Raw genomic sequence first — 18881 nt, 5'->3', positions numbered from 1 at the left:
CAATGCAAAACACATCATCGTCCGAGACCGTCAACGCCTTGAAGGGCAAGCGCATCCTGGTCACGGGAGGTGCCGGCTTCGTCGGCTCTCATATCGTCGAACAGTTGATGCAGCAGGACGTCGCAAAGGTGGTCGTCATCGACAATATGGTGCGCGGCAGGCTCGCCAATCTTGCGTCAGTTGCCCACCCTGATCGGCTCGAAGTCATCAACGCAGACATTCGCGATCGTGACCTGCTCGACGGTCTGATTGGCAACAGTGACGTCGTTTTCCATCAGGCAGCACTGCGCATCACCCACTGTGCTGCCGAACCCCGTCATGCCTTCGAAGTGATGGGGCAATCGACATTCGATCTGATCGAATCCTGCGTAAAGCACCGCGTCGAAAAGCTCATCGCCGCCTCTTCGGCCTCGATCTACGGGCTAGCACCGGAGTTTCCGACAACCGAAGCCGCAGCTCCCTATGCCGATCGGACGCTCTATGGCGGACTCAAGTTGCTCAACGAAAGCCTGCTTCGCTCGTTCAATGACATGTTCGGCCTCAACTATTGCGCACTGCGCTATTTCAACGTCTACGGCACGCGCATGGATATCCATGGTCGCTACACCGAGGTGCTGATCCGCTGGATGGAACGTATCGCTGCCGGACAGGCACCGATCATCTTCGGCGACGGCCTGCAGACGATGGACTTCATCGATGTCCGCGATATTGCCCGCGCCAACATCGCAGCGGCGCTCTCGCCTGCATCCGATCAGGTCTACAACGTTGCCTCGGGCGAGGAGGTGTCGCTCAAGCAGCTCGCCGATGCGCTACTGAAGACAATGGGACGGACCGATCTTCCGATCGAATACATGCCGGCGCGAAGCGTCAATCCGGTCGAACGGCGTCTCGCCGACCCGACCAAGGCAAAAGAACAGCTTGGATTCGAAGCGACGATCAGTCTTGAGCAGGGGCTTTCCGATCTGGTCGTCTGGTGGCAGCAGGAACGCGCCCTCTCGATGGAGGCAGCGCAATGATCCCCTTGATGCGCCCTCTTGTCGGCCAGGCCGAGGCCGACGCCGTTGCCGCGGTGATCGCCTCCGGCTGGTTGACGCAGGGCCCGCAGGTTCTTGCCTTCGAAAACGAATTTGCAGCCATGACCGGTGCGTCCCATGCCTGCGCCGTATCGAACTGCACGACGGCCCTGCATCTGGCGTTGCTTGCCGTCGGCGTCGGGCCAGGCGACGAAGTCATCACAGTCAGCCACAGTTTCATTGCCACGGCCAACTCCATTCACATGTGTGGTGCGACGCCGGTGTTTGCCGATATTGGTCCTGTCGGCTTCAACATCGATCCGAACGCGATCGCAGCCCTCATCACCCCACGCACCAAGGCAGTGCTTTGCGTCGACCAGATCGGCATGCCCTGCGACCTTCCGGCGATATGCGAAGTCGCGCGCGCCCACGGCCTGCGGGTGGTTGAAGACGCTGCCTGCGCAAGCGGGGCGGAAATCCAGGCCAACGGTACCTGGACCAAGCTCGGCGGCACGTTCTCCGATGTTGCCTGCTTCTCGTTCCATCCGCGCAAGATCCTGACCACGGGCGAGGGCGGGATGATCACGACGAACGACCCGGAAATCGACGCACGCTGCCGACTGCTCCGCCAGCACGGCATGAGCGTTTCGGATCTGGCACGCCACAAATCCAACCGCGTCGTGACGGAAACCTACGACGTAACCGGCTTCAACTACCGGATGACCGACATGCAGGCGGCGGTCGGACGCGAGCAGCTGAAGCGGCTGGACAGCATCGTTGCCGAGCGTCGCGCCTTGGCCCGACGCTACGCGGAGCAAATCAGCGAAATCGACGGCGTTGCCGTGCCGGCCGAACCCAGCTGGGCGCGTTCGAACTGGCAGAGCTACTGCGTCGGCGTGCCTGAGGCAGCGGACCGGGACGGCGTCATGCAATCCATGCTGGACAAGGGCATCGCCACCCGCCGCGCCATCATGTCCAGTCATCTTGAAAAGCCTTGGCAAAATGCCCGGAACGACGGCTTGGAGCGATCGGAGAAGGTCAGCCGCACCCATCTCATCCTTCCGCTGTTCAACGGCATGACACAAGACGAGCAGACGATGGTCGTCGAAGGTCTGAAGACATCGCTTTCGGCACAAGGATTAAATTGATGCCGATCGCCGACACTGTTGTCCTGGGTGAAAACGTCGTCATCTATCATCCGGATCTTGCCAACCTCTACGGCTGCACGATCGGCGATGGCACACGCATCGGCACCTTCGTCGAGATCCAGTCGGACGTGGAGATCGGCGCAAACTGCAAGATCCAGTCGCATTGCTTCATCTGCTCGGGCGTCACGATCGAAGACGGCGTCTTCGTCGGGCACGGCGTGATGTTCACCAACGACCGCTACCCGCGAGCGATCAATGAAGACGGCAGGCTGCAATCGGCAGCCGATTGGACATGCCTGCCGACCCGTGTTTCCAAAGGTGCCTCGATCGGCAGCAACGCAACGATCCTGCCGGATCTCGTCATCGGTCAATACGCATTGGTGGCCGCTGGTGCCGTCGTGACCCGCAGCGTGCCCGCTCACGCTATCGTCGCCGGCAACCCTGCCCGCATCGTCGGTTCAACTTCCCCTTCGCAACGGACATCCGCATGAACGCGCACGCCACAGTACCTTTCGTCGATCTCTCGATCCAGTGGAACCAGATCCGTGCCGACGTCATGCCCGACGTTGAGCGACTGTTCGAGGCAAATGCCTTCTGCCTGGGGCCATGGGCCACGGAGTTCGAAAAACGCATTGCCGAATATCTCGGCGCGCGACATGCAGTGGCTGTCAGCAGCGGCAGTGCCGCCCTTCACCTCGCCGTCATCGCCGCCGGAATTCGTCGTGGCGACAAGGTGCTGGTGCCTGCGCACACCTTCATCGGCACGGTATGGGGTCTTCTCTACGAAGGTGCGATCCCGGTCTTTTGCGATGTGGAAGCCGCGACCGGCACCATCGATCTGGCCGATGCCGAACGCCGGCTCGACGACGGCGTCAAAGCCATCATCCCGGTGCATCTCTACGGCCAACCGGCCGATATGTCGGCGACCATGGAGTTTGCTCGTCGTCACAACCTGACCGTCATCGAGGATGTCGCCCAGGCGATCGGCGGACGCCACGGCGGTCGCAGCCTCGGGACGATCGGCGACCTCGGTTGCTTCAGCTTCTACCCGGGTAAAAACCTCGGTGGGGCTGGTGAAGGCGGCCTCATCGTCACCAATGACGACGAGCATGCCAGAGCGCTGCGGGCGCTCCGGGATCATGGCCAATCACAACGCTACCTGCACGAACGGATCGGCTACAACTACCGTATGGATGGCATCCAGGCGCTTGTCCTTGGCCACAAGCTTGGACACCTCGACGACTGGACGGATCAACGGCGCGCTATCGCGACACGTTACAAGAACGCTCTGACGGCTACGTCGCTGCAACTGCCCGAGATCGTTCACGGCGACCATGTCTACCACCTTTATGTGGTGCGCACAGAACGCCGCGACGAACTGAAGGCCTACCTCGACGGACACGGCATCCAGACGGGCTTGCACTACCCAATCCCACTCCACCGGCAACCATGCCTGCTCGAGATCGCTGCTGGGCAGTCAAACTTCCCGGTCGCCGAAGAATTCGCATCACAGGGTCTGTCGCTGCCGATGTTCGCCGGCATGAGTGTCGACCAGCAACAACGCGTCATTGACGCCGTTCTTGCATTTTTTGACGGAGAGTAAGCCATGACTGAGACAGCACCGCGTCGCAAGGTCCTCTGCGTTCGACCACGACCGAACCCGGACTCCGCAGCGGTCCTGACGACGGTCATCGACGAGTGGGTGCATACGCTTGCGCTGCATTGCGACGTCAGTGTCATCGAGCAGGACTTCGACTTTGCAGAGGTCTACGCGCAGCTGAAACCCGATTTCCTGATCTTCGATTCCGTCCATTGGGGGCGCCCTCACCGGTTAAACATAGCGAATGCGCAAGCGCATCCGCATGTGCCACGCGCTCTATACCTCAACTGTGATCCGCATGACCCCATGCGGCCGCTGATCTTGCAAATGCTCGACAGCTACGGCATCGACACGATTTTCTGCCCAGGCAATGAACAGGTTCAGCAGATGCCGGAACTGTCGAAGATCACCACATTCATACTACCGAAATTCATCGATGCGACGGTATTCCAGGACTATAAGCTCGACAAGATCATCCCTGTCACGGTTTTCAGTGGGCATCTTTTCCCGACCTTCTACCCCTGGCGGGCACAAGTGACGGAAGAGATCCAACGCCTGTTCCCGACACTGGTCTATCCGCATCCGGGCTATGACAAGAACTACCAATCCCCCTTCGAGGTTCGTGACGAGAAATACTCGCAACTGATTTCGCAAAGCTATTTCTCCATCGCCGACACCACGCGGATGGACTATGTCGTTCGCAAACATCTGGAGATTCCGGCATCTGGCGCCATCCTCGTCGCGCCGGAATCGGAGCCCTTGAAGGAATACGGTTTCGTCGATCTTGAGAATTGTGTGCTCGGTTCCGGCCGCGAGCTTTTCATCAAGATAAATGCGATTTCCCGGAGCCCCGATCTCTATTCCTATATCTGCAAGCAGGGCCACGACCTCGTCCACAGCCGCTACACACGGCAATCCTGGACGCATATGCTCGACTGGTTCGAATGCCGCATTCGTCTGCAGCCCGGCGAAATTGTGCAGCAGCAAGGCAAATTTGGGCCGTTCGAAAATGTCAAGGCCGCCTCCAGCACGCCATGGATTGCCGACGCTGTCATCTTCGACAGCCCGATGTCCGCCGTGCTGCGATCGGCGCGCGACGCGATCCTTTCAGGTGGTGACCTTACGGCATCCAAGGCAGCCCTTAACGACCTGACGACCTGGATCGGCCATGTAGCGGAGCCCTGGCTCCTGCTGGGTGTCATTTCGCTTCTCGAGGGTGACCTGGCACAGGCGGCAATCTGGCTCAGCCGCAGAGGCAATGCGCAGGGTCAGTCGGACCCGGAACTTGGTCGTCTCGATCCGGTCGAAATCGCCTGGCTGCTGATGCTTGCCGAACTGCTCGACGACGAGGGTCTGCGCGATCTGATGCTGGAGCGGGCGATCGACGTTCCTCATCTGAGCATCCGGCGCATGCAATGGCTATGGCGTGACGATGCGGATGAATTCGGCACCGAAACGAACGGTGCGGAAGAGTTCGAGTTCGGCGACTGCCTGTCGATCCACTGGCTTGGCCAGGAGGATCTGAAGACCTGGATTTCGCTCGCCGAACGCGTGCTCACTGCCAACGGCAGGGACGACAGAATTCGCTACGGTGCGATTCTGGACGGTCGGTCAAAAGTCATGCTCGGGACGCGCTGAATAGGCGTAAGGCCGTCGTTATCGACGGCCCCGTCGCTGCCGCGCCCCTGTCGAGGCTTGTCGCCTCTTTCCCATTCGGCCAAAGTCCTGCACACAGGCGTGGCGAGGAAAGATATGTTCGATCTCAGCGGAAAAACCGCACTGGTTACCGGCGGTGGCCGTGGACTTGGCCTCGAGATGGCAAAGGCACTCGCCAAGGCGGGCGCATCGGTGGCGATCAATGGTCGTGGCCGGTCGGCGCTGGAGGCAGCGCGCGATCGGGTCGAGAGCGAAGGCATCATGCTCGAGGTGGCGCCGGGCGATATCGCCACGGATGCAGCAGAGATATTGGCCGCGGCGACACGCAGCACCGGGAGGCTGGATATTCTGATTCACGCCGTCGGCGAGCGCGATCGGCGCGGTACCGACGACATGGATGCGGCCGGCTTTGCCGCCCTCATCAACACCGATCTCACTGCCGCTTACGGTATGGCCAGGGCGGCGCTGCCCTATCTCCGACGATCGAACGCCGGACGGCTGATCTTCGTCACCTCGATCGCCGCCTTTGCCGCACGCTCCGGCGATCCTGCCTATACCGCGGCCAAAGGCGGGCTTGGCGCATTGACCCGCTCGCTTGCGGTCGAACTCGGCTCCGACAGCCTGACGGTCAACGCCATCGCTCCAGGCTGGTTCGCAACGGAAACCAACGCGGCACTTGCCGCCGATCCGGTGCTGCAGCAATTCATCGATGTCCGCATCCCGTTGAAGCGCTGGGGCCGGCCGGAAGAGATAGCCCCCGCTGCCGTCTTCCTGGCCTCGCCGGCCTCAAGCTTCGTCAACGGCATCACCTTGACGGTCGATGGTGGCATGACCGTGCAGATGTAACCCATCGCGTTGGCACTGACGGTCAGGGCGCAGCGACCGCTTTTGAAAGCCCATCGGCAAGCAGGTCCGCGAGCGTGGTCGCGGACCTTTCCGCATTCCGTTTGAGACGCAGGCTGAATTCGGCGTCGGGCAAAGCCGGAAGCGCCAACCTTTCCGGCGCGATCGCCACACCATCCCCGACAAAGCGCGCCGTTCTCGCCGTCATCGCGATCCCGGCCCGGACCGCAGCGCGAAGCCCGGAGAGGCTAGGGCTTGTCGCCGCTATCCTGTAAGGCCGATGATTTCCCTCAAGCGCGTCGATGGCCGCGGAACGGAAACCGCATGGCGGATCGAGCACGGCGAGCGGCAGCTGTTCATCGAGGGGCATCACATTCGGCGATGCGCACAGCCAGAGCATGGGCTCGCGCAATACCGCGACTTCGTCAGCCGCCGCGCTTTGCCGCATGACGATCATCACGTCTACCGCACCCTGATCGTACTGGCTCACGAGTTCTTTCGAGCGGCCCACGCGCAGGTCCAACCGCACACGCGGGTGAGCGCGTGCGAATTGTTGCAACAGCATCGGCAGCGTGCTGTCGGCAAAATCCTGGGTGCAGCCGAGTGAAACGCGGCCGTCGGTGCGCGCGCCCTTGAGGCTGAGCCAGGCGTCGCGATGCGCATCGAGAATCTTGCGAGCCTGCACCACGACATCTTCGCCAGCCGGCGTCAGCACGCGGCCGCGGCCGGAAGGAGCCAGCAGCTCTTCCCCGATAACGGCCTCCAGCCGTTGCATCTGCGCTGTGACGGCAGATGCGGTACGCCCGACCACGGCCGCCGCGTGCGTGAGCGAGCCGCTTTCGGCAAAGGCCAGGAATGTGCGCAACAGGTCAGGGTCAAGCGTCTGCATAACTTCATGATAATCGAATCATAAATGCAAAACAATTCGATTTTTATTGAGAAACAGGAGTGCGACATTGGCGTCAACACCAACCCGCACCACACGGAGCCCACCATGCCCATCATCAATGTCACCGTCACAGGCAAGGCCGACCCTGCCCTTTCCCAGCGCATAGCTGCCACTGTGAGCGAACTGACAGCCAAGCATCTGCACAAGGACCCGACGATCACGGCAATCGTCGTCACCTACGCCGATCCGGTGCACTGGTTCGCCGGTGGCCGCTCACTCGCCGACCAGGGCGCCAACAGCTTCTGGCTCGATATCAAGGTTGTGGACGGCACCAACACCAAACAGGAGATGGCGGGTTATCTTGAGGCGGTCTTTGCCGGCTTCCAGCAACTGCTCGGTAGTGTGCACTCGGAAAGCTACATCCTCGTGCATGAAGTCTCCGCCGCCGCTTACGGCTTCGAAGGCAAGACACAGGAGTTTCGCTACATCAGCAACAAGCTCAAGGCTGCGGTTTAAGCGCCAACACCTGAGACCGGGTCAAAGGACATACGGCGTCGCTTCGCAGCGGCGCCGTTCCTCTAAGATCTGATCAACCGGGCTTTGCCTCGTCATTGCCGCGCAGCAAATGAATGAGCGCGGAAAAATCCTCGCCGCCGTGGCCAAGCTTTTCGAACATCGAGTAAAGCTGCGCGGCCTGGGCGCCCATCGGCGTCGAGGCGCCTGATGTGCTTGCCGCCTGTTGCGACAGCTTCAGGTCCTTCAGCATCAGGCTGGCGGCGAAGCCCGGCTTGTAATCATTGTTGGCAGGCGATGTCGGCACCGGTCCCGGCACCGGGCAATAGGTCGTGAGCGACCAGCACTGGCCGGATGAGGTCGAGGCCACGTCGAACAGCGCCTGATGCGACAGGCCGAGACGTTCGGCGAGCACAAAGGCCTCGCAGACGCCGGCCATGGAGATGCCGAGGATCATGTTGTTGCAGATCTTTGCCGCCTGCCCCGCACCGACGTCGCCGCAATGAACGATCTTCTTGCCCATGGCGTCGAGCAACGGCTTGCCGCGGGAAAAGGCATCGTCCGAACCGCCGACCATGAAGGTGAGCGTGCCGGCGGCAGCCCCGCCTGTACCACCCGACACGGGCGCATCCAGCGATCGGCAATCGGCCTTTTCGGCCAGTGCATGCGCCTTGCGGGCGCTGTCGACGTCGATGGTCGAGCTGTCGATCAAAAGCGTGCCGGGATCGACGAAGCCGAGCAGCTCATCCCAGACGTAAAGCACGTGCGCACCGGCCGGCAGCATGGTGATGACGCATTCCGCCTCGCGCACCGCATGCGCGATCGAGCCTGCAACCGAGACGCCAGTCTTGGCGGCGGCGTTGCGCGAGGCCTCCGACAGGTCGAAGCCGGTCACTGCGTGGCCGGCCTTCACCAGATTGGCCGCCATTGGGCCGCCCATGTTGCCGAGCCCGATAAAGGCGATTTTCGTCATCTTCACTCCTCCTGAATTGCAGTTCGACCGGCGCCGATCGGAGCTTTCTGCTCCCTCAGGCGACAAACAAGGGCAGGTGATCTCGGTTGGCAAAGCGCGCGCGCAGCTCTTCCGTCACGTCGGATAAGCCGACCGACCATTTCGGATTGCGGTCCTTGTCGATGACGGCGGCACGCACGCCCTCATAGAAATCGGGATTGGACAGCATGCCGAGCGTGGCCGAATACTCGCGCTCCAGGCATTCGTTGAGCGAGGCGCTCCGGCGTCCCGCGCGCAGGAGATCGAGCGTCAGCTTCATGCTCAAGGCCGAGCGCGAGCGAAGCAGCGCCAGTGTCTCCCAACCGAAGTCACTGTCTTCGGCCTCCAGAGCCGCAAGGATTTCCTCGACAGTGTCGAAGGCAAAGCAACGATCGATTGCCTTGAGATGAGGCGCCAGCGATGAGGCCGACGCCTCCTCGGCAACGCTTCGAATTGCATTATCGACGTCCGCTGCGCTGGCTGAGGCCGACAGTCCACCAAGGATTGAGAACAGTCCATCGAGCTTGGCGGCCGGCACATAGTGATCGGCAAGCCGCGCATGGATCGCGTCCGCCGCAGCAATGTCGCGACCCGTGAGACCGAGATAGGTACCGAATTCGCCAGGTGCTTGCGGCAAAAGCCAGGTGGCGCCGACATCCGGGAAATAACCGATGCCGGTTTCCGGCATGGCGAGCCGGGTGCGCTCGGTGACGATGCGGTGGCTGCCATGCGCCGAAATGCCGACGCCGCCGCCCATGACGATGCCGTCCATGATGGCGATGTAGGGCTTGGAGTAGGCGGAGATCCGGCTGTTGACGACGAACTCCTCACGCCAGAACTGCGCGCCTTCGGCCGGCCGCTCGCGCCCGCTCTCGTAGATCATGCGGATATCGCCGCCGGCGCAAAGCCCGCGCTCGCCTTCCCCCGTCACCATGACGGCTGCGACCGAGGGGTCATTTTCGAACTCCGTCAGCGCTTCGGCGATCAACCGGATCATCGGAACGTTGAGGCTGTTCAGCGCCCTTGTGCGATTGAGCCTGATACGGCCGATGGCGCCCTGGCGCTCGACGATGACCTCAGGTGCTGCCGCCTGCATTTCCATGAAAGACCCTTCCTATTTCCGGCCGATGATCGAGCGCGCCACGATCAGTCGCATGATCTCGTTGGTGCCCTCGAGTATCTGGTGCACCCTCAGGTCCCTGACAATCTTCTCGACGCCGTAGTCGGCGAGATAGCCGTAGCCGCCATGGAGTTGCAGCGCGTCGTTGGCAACGGCAAAGCAGCGATCGGTGACGAATCGCTTGGCCATGGCGCAGAGCTTGGTTGCTTCCGGATCGCCGGCGTCGAGTGCCGAGGCCGCGCGCCAGAGGAAGGTGCGGGCAATCTCGAGATCGGTCGCCATGTCGGCGAGGCGAAACTGCAGCGCCTGGAACTCGCCGATCGCCTTGCCGAAGGCGCGGCGCTCCTGAACATAGGCAAGCGCCCTATCGAAGGCCGCCTGCGCGCCGCCGAGCGAAGCTGCCGCAATATTGAGCCGGCCACCGTCAAGTCCGCCCATGGCGATCTTGAAGCCGTCGCCCTCGCCGCCAAGGCGGTTTTCAGCGGGGACGCGCACGCCATCGAGCATCACGGCGCGGGTCGGCTGCACATGCCAGCCCATCTTCTTCTCGTTCGCCCCGAAGGTGAGGCCCGGCGCGTCCTTTTCCACCACGAAGGTCGAGATGCCCTTCGGGCCGTCCTCGCCGGTCCGTGCCATGATCACATAGAGGCCGGAGACACCAGCACCGGAGATGAACTGCTTCTGTCCGGTCAGGACGTAGCTGTCGCCGTCCTTCACCGCCTTGGTCTTGAGCGCCGCCGCATCGGAGCCGGATCCCGGTTCTGTCAGGCAGTAGCTTGCCAGCGTTTCCATTGTCAGCAGCTTCGGCAGCAGCCGATGGCGCTGCTCTTCGCTGCCGTAGCGGTCGATCATGCCGGTGCACATGTTGTGAATGGAGACGAAGGAGGCGACCGCCGGGCAGCCCGTTGCCAAGGCCTCGATGATGATCGCGGCGTCAAGCCGTGTCAGGCCCGTGCCGCCGACATCGTCGCGCACATAGATGCCGGCCATGCCGAGCGCGGCTGCGGCCTGCAACTTGTCGACCGGAAAGTGTTTGTCCTGGTCCCACTCGATGGCGTTGGGCGCCAATTCGTCGCGCGCAAAATCGAGCGCCATCTGACGGATGGCTTCCTGTTCCTCTGACAGGCGAAAATCCATATGCATGTCCTCCCTGACCGCATACCCGTTGCATATTTCCTTTCATCGAACCCGATCAAAGGAGAAAAACATGCAGCAACTCACAATCCCACAGCGACCTTTGCGCGTCCGAATTGCGCGGCGCTGTAGGCGATTGGGGCTAGTTACACCAAATTCCGTACAGTCACAGGTGCAACTTCTCACAGGTTCTGTTCAAAAACGAACAGAGTCCTTCCTAACTTCATCAGGTCTCGCTGAGACGATACGGCAGAGCGCCGCGCAAGTCATGGTCGACGATCAGCCTTCGTTTGAGCGGCGGCACGGCCCGGCTGGCGCATTTCGTCCGCTCGCAGATCCGGCAGGAAATGCCAATCGGATCGAAGGCCGCGCGGTTGCCGAGATCGAGGTCGTCGGCATAGACGAAGGCGTCGGCGTAGGAGATCTCGCAGCCAAGCGCCAAGGCATAACGCGGCTGCGCGGCGCGAAAGCCGCCACCACCCTTGGTGATCTGGGTGGCAAGGCAGAGATAGCGCACGCCGTCAGGCGTCTCGGCCAACTGGCGAATGATGCGACCGGGCGTCTCGAAGGCCTGATGCACGTTCCAGAGCGGACAGGCGGCACCGAAGCGCGCAAACTGCAGCTTGGCCGCACTGTGGCGCTTGGTGATGTTGCCGGCCCGGTCGATGCGGGCAAAGAAGATCGGCACGCCCTTCTGCCCTGGGCGCTGCAGCGTCGACAGCCGGTGGCAGACCTGCTCGAGTGACGCGCCGAAACGCGTCGCCAGCAGTTCGACATCGTGCCTGAGCTCGCGCGCTGCCTTGTGAAAGGCCTGGTAGGGCAGGATCAGCGCGCCGGCGAAATAGTTCTGCAGCCCGATGCGGCAGATCTCGTAGGCTTCCTCGGTGCGGAATCCGGCAGCACCGGCCACCCGGTCGATCTCTTCACGCGCATGCAGCTGGGCGATCTGAAGCGCGAGCTGAAAGTCGCGGGTCGGCGCCGGAGCATAGGGGTTCAGCGTCAAAAGACGCGCGCGCGGATCGTAGCGCCGGATCGCTTCGTCGCCGGCAGCACCGCGTAGAACCCGTACGCCATGGCGCTGCTCGAGATAGGCGACAAGAGCGGCATGATTGTCGCTCTCGCCAAGCCCGAGCTCGCCGGCCAACCGCTCGGCGAGAACGTCGATGTCATGGATGTAGTTGTCGACGAAATGAAAGAAGTCGCGCACCTCTTCATAGGGCGTCGTCTCCACCGATGGGCCGCCGCGGCCGAGGGTGTCGTCGATGCTGGCAAGCTGCTCGCTGTTGCGGCGATAGGCCTGGTGGCAACTGATCAGCGCATGCGCCAGCCCTGGCGCATTCTGGGTGATCAGCTTCAGTTCCTGCAGGCTGGGCGAATAAGTCTCGAACAGCGGGTCGCTCAAGGCTTCCGACAGCGCCGACAGCAGCCTGTCACCCTCGCCGGTCGACAATTCCGCGATGTCGATCTGGAACTTCTCGGCAAGCGCCAGCAGCACCGAGGCCGACACCGGCCGCTGGTTGTTCTCGATCTGGTTGAGGTAGCTGGTCGAGATGCCGATGCGCTCGGCAAACTGCCCCTGCGTCGCCTTGTTCGCATCCCTGACTTCCCGGACCTTGCGGCCTATATAGAGTTTGCCGATCGCCATGTTCGCAACTTTGCAATTTACATTTCGCAATATTCTCTATTTCACATTTGCACATGAACGGCCGTTTTACCATCCGGCCTTCGACGCTATTGCGAAGCGACAAACGCCTCTGCACAATCACGGAAAAACCGGGAGGGATTTATGCGCGCCATACTCGAACAGGTCGAAGCTCGCCGGGCGGAGGCAAGGGCCGGCGGCGGCCAGCGCCGCATCGACGCCCAGCACGGCAAGGGCAAGTTGACGGCGCGCGAGCGCATCGAGGTTCTGCTCGATGACGATTCCTTCGAAGAATACGACATGTACGTCACTCATCGCTGCGTCGACTTCGGCATGGACAGCCAGAAGGTCGCTGGCGACGGCGTCGTCACCGGCTGGGGCACGATCAACGGCCGGCAGGTCTATGTCTTCTCGCAGGACTTCACCGTGCTCGGCGGCTCGCTGTCGGAAACGCACGCACAGAAGATCTGCAAGATCATGGACATGGCGGTCAGGAACGGCGCGCCGGTCATCGGCCTCAACGACAGTGGCGGCGCCCGCATCCAGGAGGGTGTTGCCTCGCTTGCCGGCTACGCCGAAGTCTTCCGTCGCAATGCCGAGGCATCGGGCGTCATTCCCCAGATCTCGGTGATCATGGGCCCCTGTGCCGGCGGCGCCGTCTATTCGCCCGCCATGACCGACTTCATCTTCATGGTGCGCGACAGTTCCTACATGTTCGTCACCGGCCCCGACGTGGTGAAAACCGTCACCAACGAGATCGTCACCGCGGAAGAGCTTGGCGGCGCCGGCACGCACACGAAAAAATCTTCTGTCGCCGATGCGGCATATGAAAACGACATCGAGACGCTGGAGCACGTGCGCTTGCTCTTCGATTTCCTGCCGCTCAACAACCGCGAAAAGCCTCCGGTGCGGCCATTTCACGACGATCCGTCGCGGTTGGAACGGCGGCTGGACAGCCTCATTCCCGACAGCGCGGCAAAACCCTACGACATGAAGGAACTGATCCTCGCGCTTGCCGACGAAGGCGACTTCTTCGAGCTGCAGCAGAGTTTCGCCCGCAACATCATCACCGGTTTCATCCGCATGGAGGGCCAGACCGTCGGCGTCGTCGCCAACCAGCCGATGGTGCTCGCCGGCTGCCTCGATATTGACAGTTCGCGCAAGGCCGCCCGCTTCGTGCGCTTCTGCGATGCCTTCTCGATCCCGATCCTGACTCTGGTCGACGTGCCCGGCTTCCTTCCTGGGACCGCCCAGGAATATGGCGGCGTCATCAAGCATGGCGCCAAGCTGCTGTTTGCCTATAGCCAGGCGACCGTGCCGATGGTGACGCTGATCACGCGCAAGGCCTATGGCGGCGCCTATGACGTCATGGCCTCCAAGCATATCGGCGCCGACGTCAATTATGCCTGGCCGACAGCGGAAATTGCCGTCATGGGCGCAAAGGGCGCGACCGAGATCCTCTACCGATCCGAACTCGGCGACGCCGAGAAGATCGCGGCGCGCACCAGGGAGTACGAGGAGCGTTTTGCCAACCCGTTCGTGGCCGCCGAGCGCGGCTTCATCGATGAGGTGATCATGCCGCACTCCTCGCGCCGCCGGATCGCCCGAGCCTTCGCATCACTCCGCAACAAGCAGGTCGACGTCCGCTGGCGCAAGCACGACACGATCCCCCTATGATGGAGGCAACCATGGAGCCGGAACGCGAACGCATCATGACGCCGGAAGAGGCCCGCCGCGACCACCGCGAAATGCTGCGCTACATGGGCGTCAACGCGCTCTATGGCATCGCGACCGGGGCAACGGTCGCCGGCGTGCTGATCTGGCTCAACATCGGCGCGGTCGGCACCCATATCGCCCGCTCCAGCAGCCCCATTCTCGCCACGGCCATGGTCGTCGTGCCCTTCGCGCTGCTCTTCGGCGGCGCTGTTGCGGCATCGTCCATCGCGCTCCTGCCCTATCGGCGCAAATTCAAACGCTGACGCGACATCCAGGATTTGAAAGAGAGACGCATGTTCAAGAAGATCCTCATCGCCAACCGTGGCGAAATCGCCTGCCGCGTCATCAAGACCGCGAAGAAGCTCGGCATCGCCACCGTCGCCGTCTACTCCGACGCCGACCGCGACGCCATGCATGTGCGCATGGCCGACGAAGCCGTCCATATCGGCCCCTCGCCTTCGGCACAGTCCTATATCGTCATCGACAGGATCATCGAGGCGATCCGCAAGACAGGTGCCGATGCCGTCCATCCCGGCTATGGATTCCTGTCGGAAAATGCCGCTTTCGCCGAAGCGCTGGAGAAGGAAGGCGTTGCCTTCATCGGCCCGCCGGTTGGCGCCATCCAGGCGATGGGAGACAAGATCACCTCGAAGAAGCTTGCAGCCGAAGCCGGCGTCTCCACCGTTCCCGGCCACATGGGCCTGATCGCCGATGCCGACGAAGCCGTCAAGATCTCCGGATCGATCGGCTATCCCGTGATGATCAAGGCGTCGGCCGGTGGCGGCGGTAAGGGCATGCGCATTGCCTGGAACGATCAGGAAGCGCGCGAGGGCTTCCAGTCCTCGAAGAACGAGGCAAAGAACTCCTTCGGCGACGACCGCATCTTCATCGAAAAATTCGTGACCGAGCCGCGCCATATCGAAATCCAGGTGCTCGGCGACAAGCACGGCAACACGCTCTATCTCGGCGAGCGCGAATGCTCGATCCAGCGCCGTAACCAGAAGGTCATCGAGGAGGCCCCCTCGCCGTTCCTCGACGCAGCCACCCGCAAGGCCATGGGCGAACAGGCCGTGGCGCTGTCGAAGGCCGTCGGCTATCACTCGGCCGGCACGGTCGAATTCATCGTCGACGGCAACCGCAACTTCTATTTCCTCGAGATGAACACCCGCCTGCAGGTCGAGCATCCGGTCACCGAACTGATCACCGGCCTCGATCTGGTCGAGCAGATGATCCGCGTCGCCGCAGGCGAAAAACTTAGCTTCGGCCAGGCGGACGTGAAGCTCAATGGCTGGGCGATCGAGAGCCGACTCTACGCAGAAGATCCTTATCGCAACTTCCTACCCTCGATCGGCCGCCTGACGCGCTATCGCCCACCGGCCGAGGGCACGGATGACGACGGCACGGTGACGCGCAACGACACGGGGGTCTTCGAAGGCGGCGAGATCTCAATGTATTACGACCCGATGATCGCCAAGCTCTGCACCTGGGGGCCGGACCGCCTGACGGCGGTTGAAGCCATGGCAGACGCGCTCGACCAGTTCGAGGTCGAAGGCATCGGCCACAACCTGCCCTTCCTTTCGGCCGTGATGCAGCAGCAGCGCTTTCGCGAAGGCCGTCTGACGACCGCCTACATCGCCGAAGAATTCGCCGACGGCTTTCATGGCGTGACGCCTGACGAGACCTCCGCGCGCAAGCTGGCGGCCATCGCGGTGGCGATCAACCAGGACCTGCAGGAGCGCGCCAGCCAGATTTCCGGCACCATCGGCAACCACCGCCGCATTGTTGGCAACGATTGGGTCGTCACGCTCGCCGACATGACCTTTCCGCTGACATCGGGTGCCTCGGCCGACGGCGCCTATGTCCGCTTCAAGGACGGCACATCCGCCTCGATCGCCGGTGACTGGGCGCCGGGCCGCACGCTTGCCACCTTCAACATCGACAATCAGCCGATGAGCGTGAAGGTTGAACTGACGGGCACCGCGATCCGGCTGCGCTGGCGCGGCATCGACGTGGTCGCCCGGGTCAGAAGCCCGCGCGTCGCCGAACTGGCCAAGCTGATGCCGAAGAAGCTGCCGCCGGACACATCGAGGATGCTGCTCTGCCCTATGCCCGGCGTCATCACCTCGGTCTCGGTCAAGGCAGGCGACACCGTTGAGGCCGGCCAATCGCTTGCGATCGTCGAGGCGATGAAGATGGAAAACATCCTGCGCGCCGAAAAGCGCGCGACCGTCAAGCGTGTCGCGGTCGCAGCCGGCGCCAGCCTTGCGGTCGACGAACTGATCATGGAATTCGAATAGGGGCTGCCGGGCAAGCCATCCAGGTTTCGCCCCTCACCCTACCCCTCTCCCCGCACGCGGGGAGAGGGAAGTTGAGCGCCGAGAGTGCCAGTATCCTCCTTCGCCCCGTCCCACGGGGAGAAGGTCCCGGCAGGGGGATGAGGGGCTGGCTGAGACAAGCAGAGTGCGGAGCACGTCGATGACCGAGAAGACCATCAAGGACTGGGAAAACCTCGCCGAGCGCGAGCTCAAGGCGTCGCCCGAAAGCCTCACCTGGCAGACGCCGGAGGGCATCGCCGTCAAGCCGCTCTACACAGCCGATGACCTTGATGGCATCGACCATGTCGGCTCCTTGCCCGGTTTCGCGCCGTTTCTTCGCGGCCCCCGCGCGACCATGTACGCCGGCCGTCCCTGGACGATCCGGCAATATGCCGGCTTCTCGACGGCGGAAGCCTCTAACGCTTTCTATCGCAAGAACCTCGCCGCCGGTCAGAAGGGCCTTTCGGTCGCCTTCGACCTTGCCACCCATCGCGGCTACGACAGCGATCACCCGCGCGTCGAGGGCGACGTCGGCAAGGCGGGTGTGGCGATCGACAGTGTCGAGGACATGAAGATCCTGTTCGACGGCATACCGCTCGAGGAAATGTCGGTGTCGATGACCATGAACGGCGCAGTCATCCCGATCCTCGCCTCCTTCATCGTCGCCGGTGAGGAGCAGGGCGTTTCGCGCGACAAGCTATCCGGCACCATCCAGAACGACATCCTCAAGGAGTTCATGGTCCGCAACACCTACATCTACCCGCCTGAACCCTCGATGCGCCTGGTCGCCGACATCATCGAGTATACGGCCAGGGAAATGCCGAAGTTCAACTCGATCTCGATCTCCGGCTATCACATGCAGGAGGCCGGCGCGACGCTGGTGCAGGAGCTCGCCTTCACGCTCGCCGACGGGCGCGAATATGTGCGCGCCGCCCTTGCCAAGGGCTTGAACGTCGACGAGTTCGCCGGCCGCCTCTCCTTCTTCTTCGCGATCGGCATGAACTTCTTTATGGAGGCCGCCAAGCTTCGCGCGGCACGGCTGTTGTGGACGCGGATCATGACCGAGTTCGAGCCGAAGAAGGCGTCGTCGCTGATGCTGCGCACCCATTGCCAGACATCGGGCGTCTCGCTGCAGGAGCAGGACCCCTATAACAACATCATCCGCACCGCCTTCGAGGCGATGTCGGCAGCCCTTGGCGGCACCCAGTCGCTGCACACCAACTCCTTCGACGAGGCGATCGCCTTGCCGACGGAGTTTTCGGCCCGTATCGCCCGCAACACCCAGCTGATCCTGCAGCACGAGACCGGCGTCACCAAGGTCGTCGATCCGCTCGCCGGCTCCTATTATGTCGAGAGCCTCACCAACGAACTGGCCGAAAAAGCCTGGGCGCTGATCGAGGAGATCGAGGCGATGGGCGGCATGACCGAGGCGGTCAATGCCGGATTGCCGAAGCGGCTGATCGAAGAGGCTGCCACACGGCGCCAGGCAGCCGTCGACAAGGGCGAGGAAGTGATCGTCGGCGTCAACAAATACCGTCTCGACAACGAAGAGCCGATCGACATCCTGGAGATCGACAACACTGCGGTTCGCGCGGCCCAGATCCGCAGGATCGAGGAGACCAAGCGCCGCCGCAACTCGGCGGATGTGGCAAAGGCACTGGCTGTGATCACCGAATTTGCGCGCAGCGGCGACGGCAACCTGCTGGCGGCAGCGGTGGAAGCGGCTCGCGCCCGGGCGACCGTCGGCGAGATATCCGACGCGATGCGTGCCGCGTTCGGCGACCATGCGGCCACCCCCAAGGTCGTCAGCAAGATCTATGGCAAGGCCTATGAGGGCGAGCCCGAACTCGCAATTCTTACCGAACGGCTCGGCGAGGTCTCGGACAAGCTCGGCCGCAAGCCGAAGATCATGGTGGCAAAGCTCGGCCAGGATGGCCACGATCGCGGCGCCAAGGTGATCGCGTCTGCCTTCGGCGATATCGGCTTCGACGTTCTCGCCGGGCCCCTGTTCCAGACCCCTGAAGAGGCCGCCGACATGGCCATCGCCAGCAAGGTCAACGTCATCGGTGTATCGTCGCTCGCCGCCGGCCACAAGACGCTGATGCCGCAGCTTGCCGAAGCGCTGAAAAAGCGCGGCGGCGAAGATGTCATCGTCATCTGCGGCGGCGTTATTCCACGGCAGGACTACGAGTATCTGATGGACAATGGCGTGTCGGCCGTGTTCGGTCCCGGCACCAATGTGCTCGACGCCGCCCGCGCCGTGCTCGACCTGATCGAGGGCAAGCGCCGCAACATCTGATG

General features: G+C 62.4%; 16 protein-coding genes. 11 read left to right on the top strand and 5 right to left on the bottom strand.

Features of this window, described 5'->3' with window-relative positions; all coding sequences use genetic code 11:
• Positions 1 to 38: 38 nt before the first annotated feature.
• The 6 genes from AC07UR_RS08330 to AC07UR_RS08305 all read left to right on the top strand — a co-directional run bounded on the left by AC07UR_RS08330 (position 39) and on the right by AC07UR_RS08305 (position 6263).
• The gene (locus AC07UR_RS08330) at positions 39 to 1016 is read left to right on the top strand and encodes an NAD-dependent epimerase/dehydratase family protein (protein ID WP_209789740.1); all 978 of its coding nucleotides are present in this window, start codon (positions 39 to 41) and stop codon (positions 1014 to 1016) included.
• Positions 1013 to 2161 (top strand): DegT/DnrJ/EryC1/StrS family aminotransferase, encoded by a 1149-nt coding sequence (locus tag AC07UR_RS08325; RefSeq protein WP_209789625.1) that lies wholly within the window; start codon positions 1013 to 1015, stop codon positions 2159 to 2161. Before AC07UR_RS08330 ends, AC07UR_RS08325 begins: the two co-directional genes overlap by 4 nt.
• Entirely contained in the window at positions 2161 to 2652 is a 492-nt protein-coding gene (locus AC07UR_RS08320) for an acyltransferase (RefSeq protein ID WP_209789624.1), read from the top strand. Before AC07UR_RS08325 ends, AC07UR_RS08320 begins: the two co-directional genes overlap by 1 nt.
• Positions 2649 to 3764, top strand: a complete 1116-nt coding sequence (locus AC07UR_RS08315; protein WP_209789623.1) for a DegT/DnrJ/EryC1/StrS family aminotransferase — start codon at positions 2649 to 2651, stop codon at positions 3762 to 3764. The genes AC07UR_RS08320 and AC07UR_RS08315 overlap by 4 nt, the downstream gene beginning before the upstream one ends.
• Before the next feature lie 3 nt (positions 3765 to 3767).
• Positions 3768 to 5399 (top strand): glycosyltransferase, encoded by a 1632-nt coding sequence (locus AC07UR_RS08310; protein WP_209789622.1) that lies wholly within the window; start codon positions 3768 to 3770, stop codon positions 5397 to 5399.
• A 114-nt stretch (positions 5400 to 5513) separates the two neighbouring features.
• Positions 5514 to 6263: an SDR family oxidoreductase gene (locus tag AC07UR_RS08305; RefSeq protein ID WP_209789621.1), complete on the top strand. Its 750-nt coding sequence runs from the start codon at positions 5514 to 5516 to the stop codon at positions 6261 to 6263.
• Positions 6264 to 6285: 22 nt separating this feature from the next.
• Here the strand turns inward: AC07UR_RS08305 and AC07UR_RS08300 are convergent, their stop codons facing one another.
• Positions 6286 to 7149, bottom strand: coding sequence for a LysR substrate-binding domain-containing protein (locus AC07UR_RS08300; RefSeq protein ID WP_209789620.1), 864 nt, complete (start codon positions 7147 to 7149; stop codon positions 6286 to 6288).
• 105 nt (positions 7150 to 7254) lie between these two features.
• Here AC07UR_RS08300 and AC07UR_RS08295 point away from each other — a divergent pair, with 105 nt between their 5' ends.
• A complete protein-coding gene (locus AC07UR_RS08295; RefSeq protein WP_209789619.1) occupies positions 7255 to 7665 on the top strand; it encodes a tautomerase family protein in 411 nt (136 codons plus the stop codon).
• 73 nt (positions 7666 to 7738) lie between these two features.
• Here the strand turns inward: AC07UR_RS08295 and mmsB are convergent, their stop codons facing one another.
• The 4 genes from mmsB to AC07UR_RS08275 all read right to left on the bottom strand — a co-directional run bounded on the left by mmsB (position 7739) and on the right by AC07UR_RS08275 (position 12552).
• A complete protein-coding gene (mmsB, locus tag AC07UR_RS08290; RefSeq protein ID WP_209789618.1) occupies positions 7739 to 8635 on the bottom strand; it encodes a 3-hydroxyisobutyrate dehydrogenase in 897 nt (298 codons plus the stop codon).
• A gap of 55 nt (positions 8636 to 8690) precedes the next feature.
• The gene (locus tag AC07UR_RS08285) at positions 8691 to 9755 is read right to left on the bottom strand and encodes an enoyl-CoA hydratase/isomerase family protein (protein ID WP_209789617.1); all 1065 of its coding nucleotides are present in this window, start codon (positions 9753 to 9755) and stop codon (positions 8691 to 8693) included.
• A 12-nt stretch (positions 9756 to 9767) separates the two neighbouring features.
• Complete coding sequence (locus tag AC07UR_RS08280) at positions 9768 to 10910, bottom strand: isobutyryl-CoA dehydrogenase (protein ID WP_209789616.1); 1143 nt, start codon at positions 10908 to 10910, stop codon at positions 9768 to 9770.
• 223 nt (positions 10911 to 11133) lie between these two features.
• Positions 11134 to 12552, bottom strand: a complete 1419-nt coding sequence (locus tag AC07UR_RS08275; RefSeq protein ID WP_173421872.1) for a helix-turn-helix domain-containing protein — start codon at positions 12550 to 12552, stop codon at positions 11134 to 11136.
• 141 nt (positions 12553 to 12693) lie between these two features.
• On the opposite strand from AC07UR_RS08275, the gene AC07UR_RS08270 reads away from it, so the two are divergent.
• From AC07UR_RS08270 to scpA, 4 genes are all read left to right on the top strand, one after another.
• Entirely contained in the window at positions 12694 to 14226 is a 1533-nt protein-coding gene (locus AC07UR_RS08270; protein ID WP_209789615.1) for an acyl-CoA carboxylase subunit beta, read from the top strand.
• A gap of 11 nt (positions 14227 to 14237) precedes the next feature.
• A complete protein-coding gene (locus AC07UR_RS08265) occupies positions 14238 to 14528 on the top strand; it encodes a hypothetical protein (RefSeq protein WP_234941692.1) in 291 nt (96 codons plus the stop codon).
• 30 nt (positions 14529 to 14558) lie between these two features.
• The gene (locus AC07UR_RS08260; protein ID WP_209789613.1) at positions 14559 to 16562 is read left to right on the top strand and encodes an acetyl-CoA carboxylase biotin carboxylase subunit; all 2004 of its coding nucleotides are present in this window, start codon (positions 14559 to 14561) and stop codon (positions 16560 to 16562) included.
• A gap of 178 nt (positions 16563 to 16740) precedes the next feature.
• Entirely contained in the window at positions 16741 to 18879 is a 2139-nt protein-coding gene (scpA, locus tag AC07UR_RS08255; protein ID WP_209789612.1) for a methylmalonyl-CoA mutase, read from the top strand.
• The last annotated feature ends 2 nt before the right edge of the window (positions 18880 to 18881 follow it).

This window comes from Ensifer sp. GW821-FHT05G01, assembly GCF_059419585.1.
This window is presented reverse-complemented; position numbering and strand designations above follow the sequence as displayed.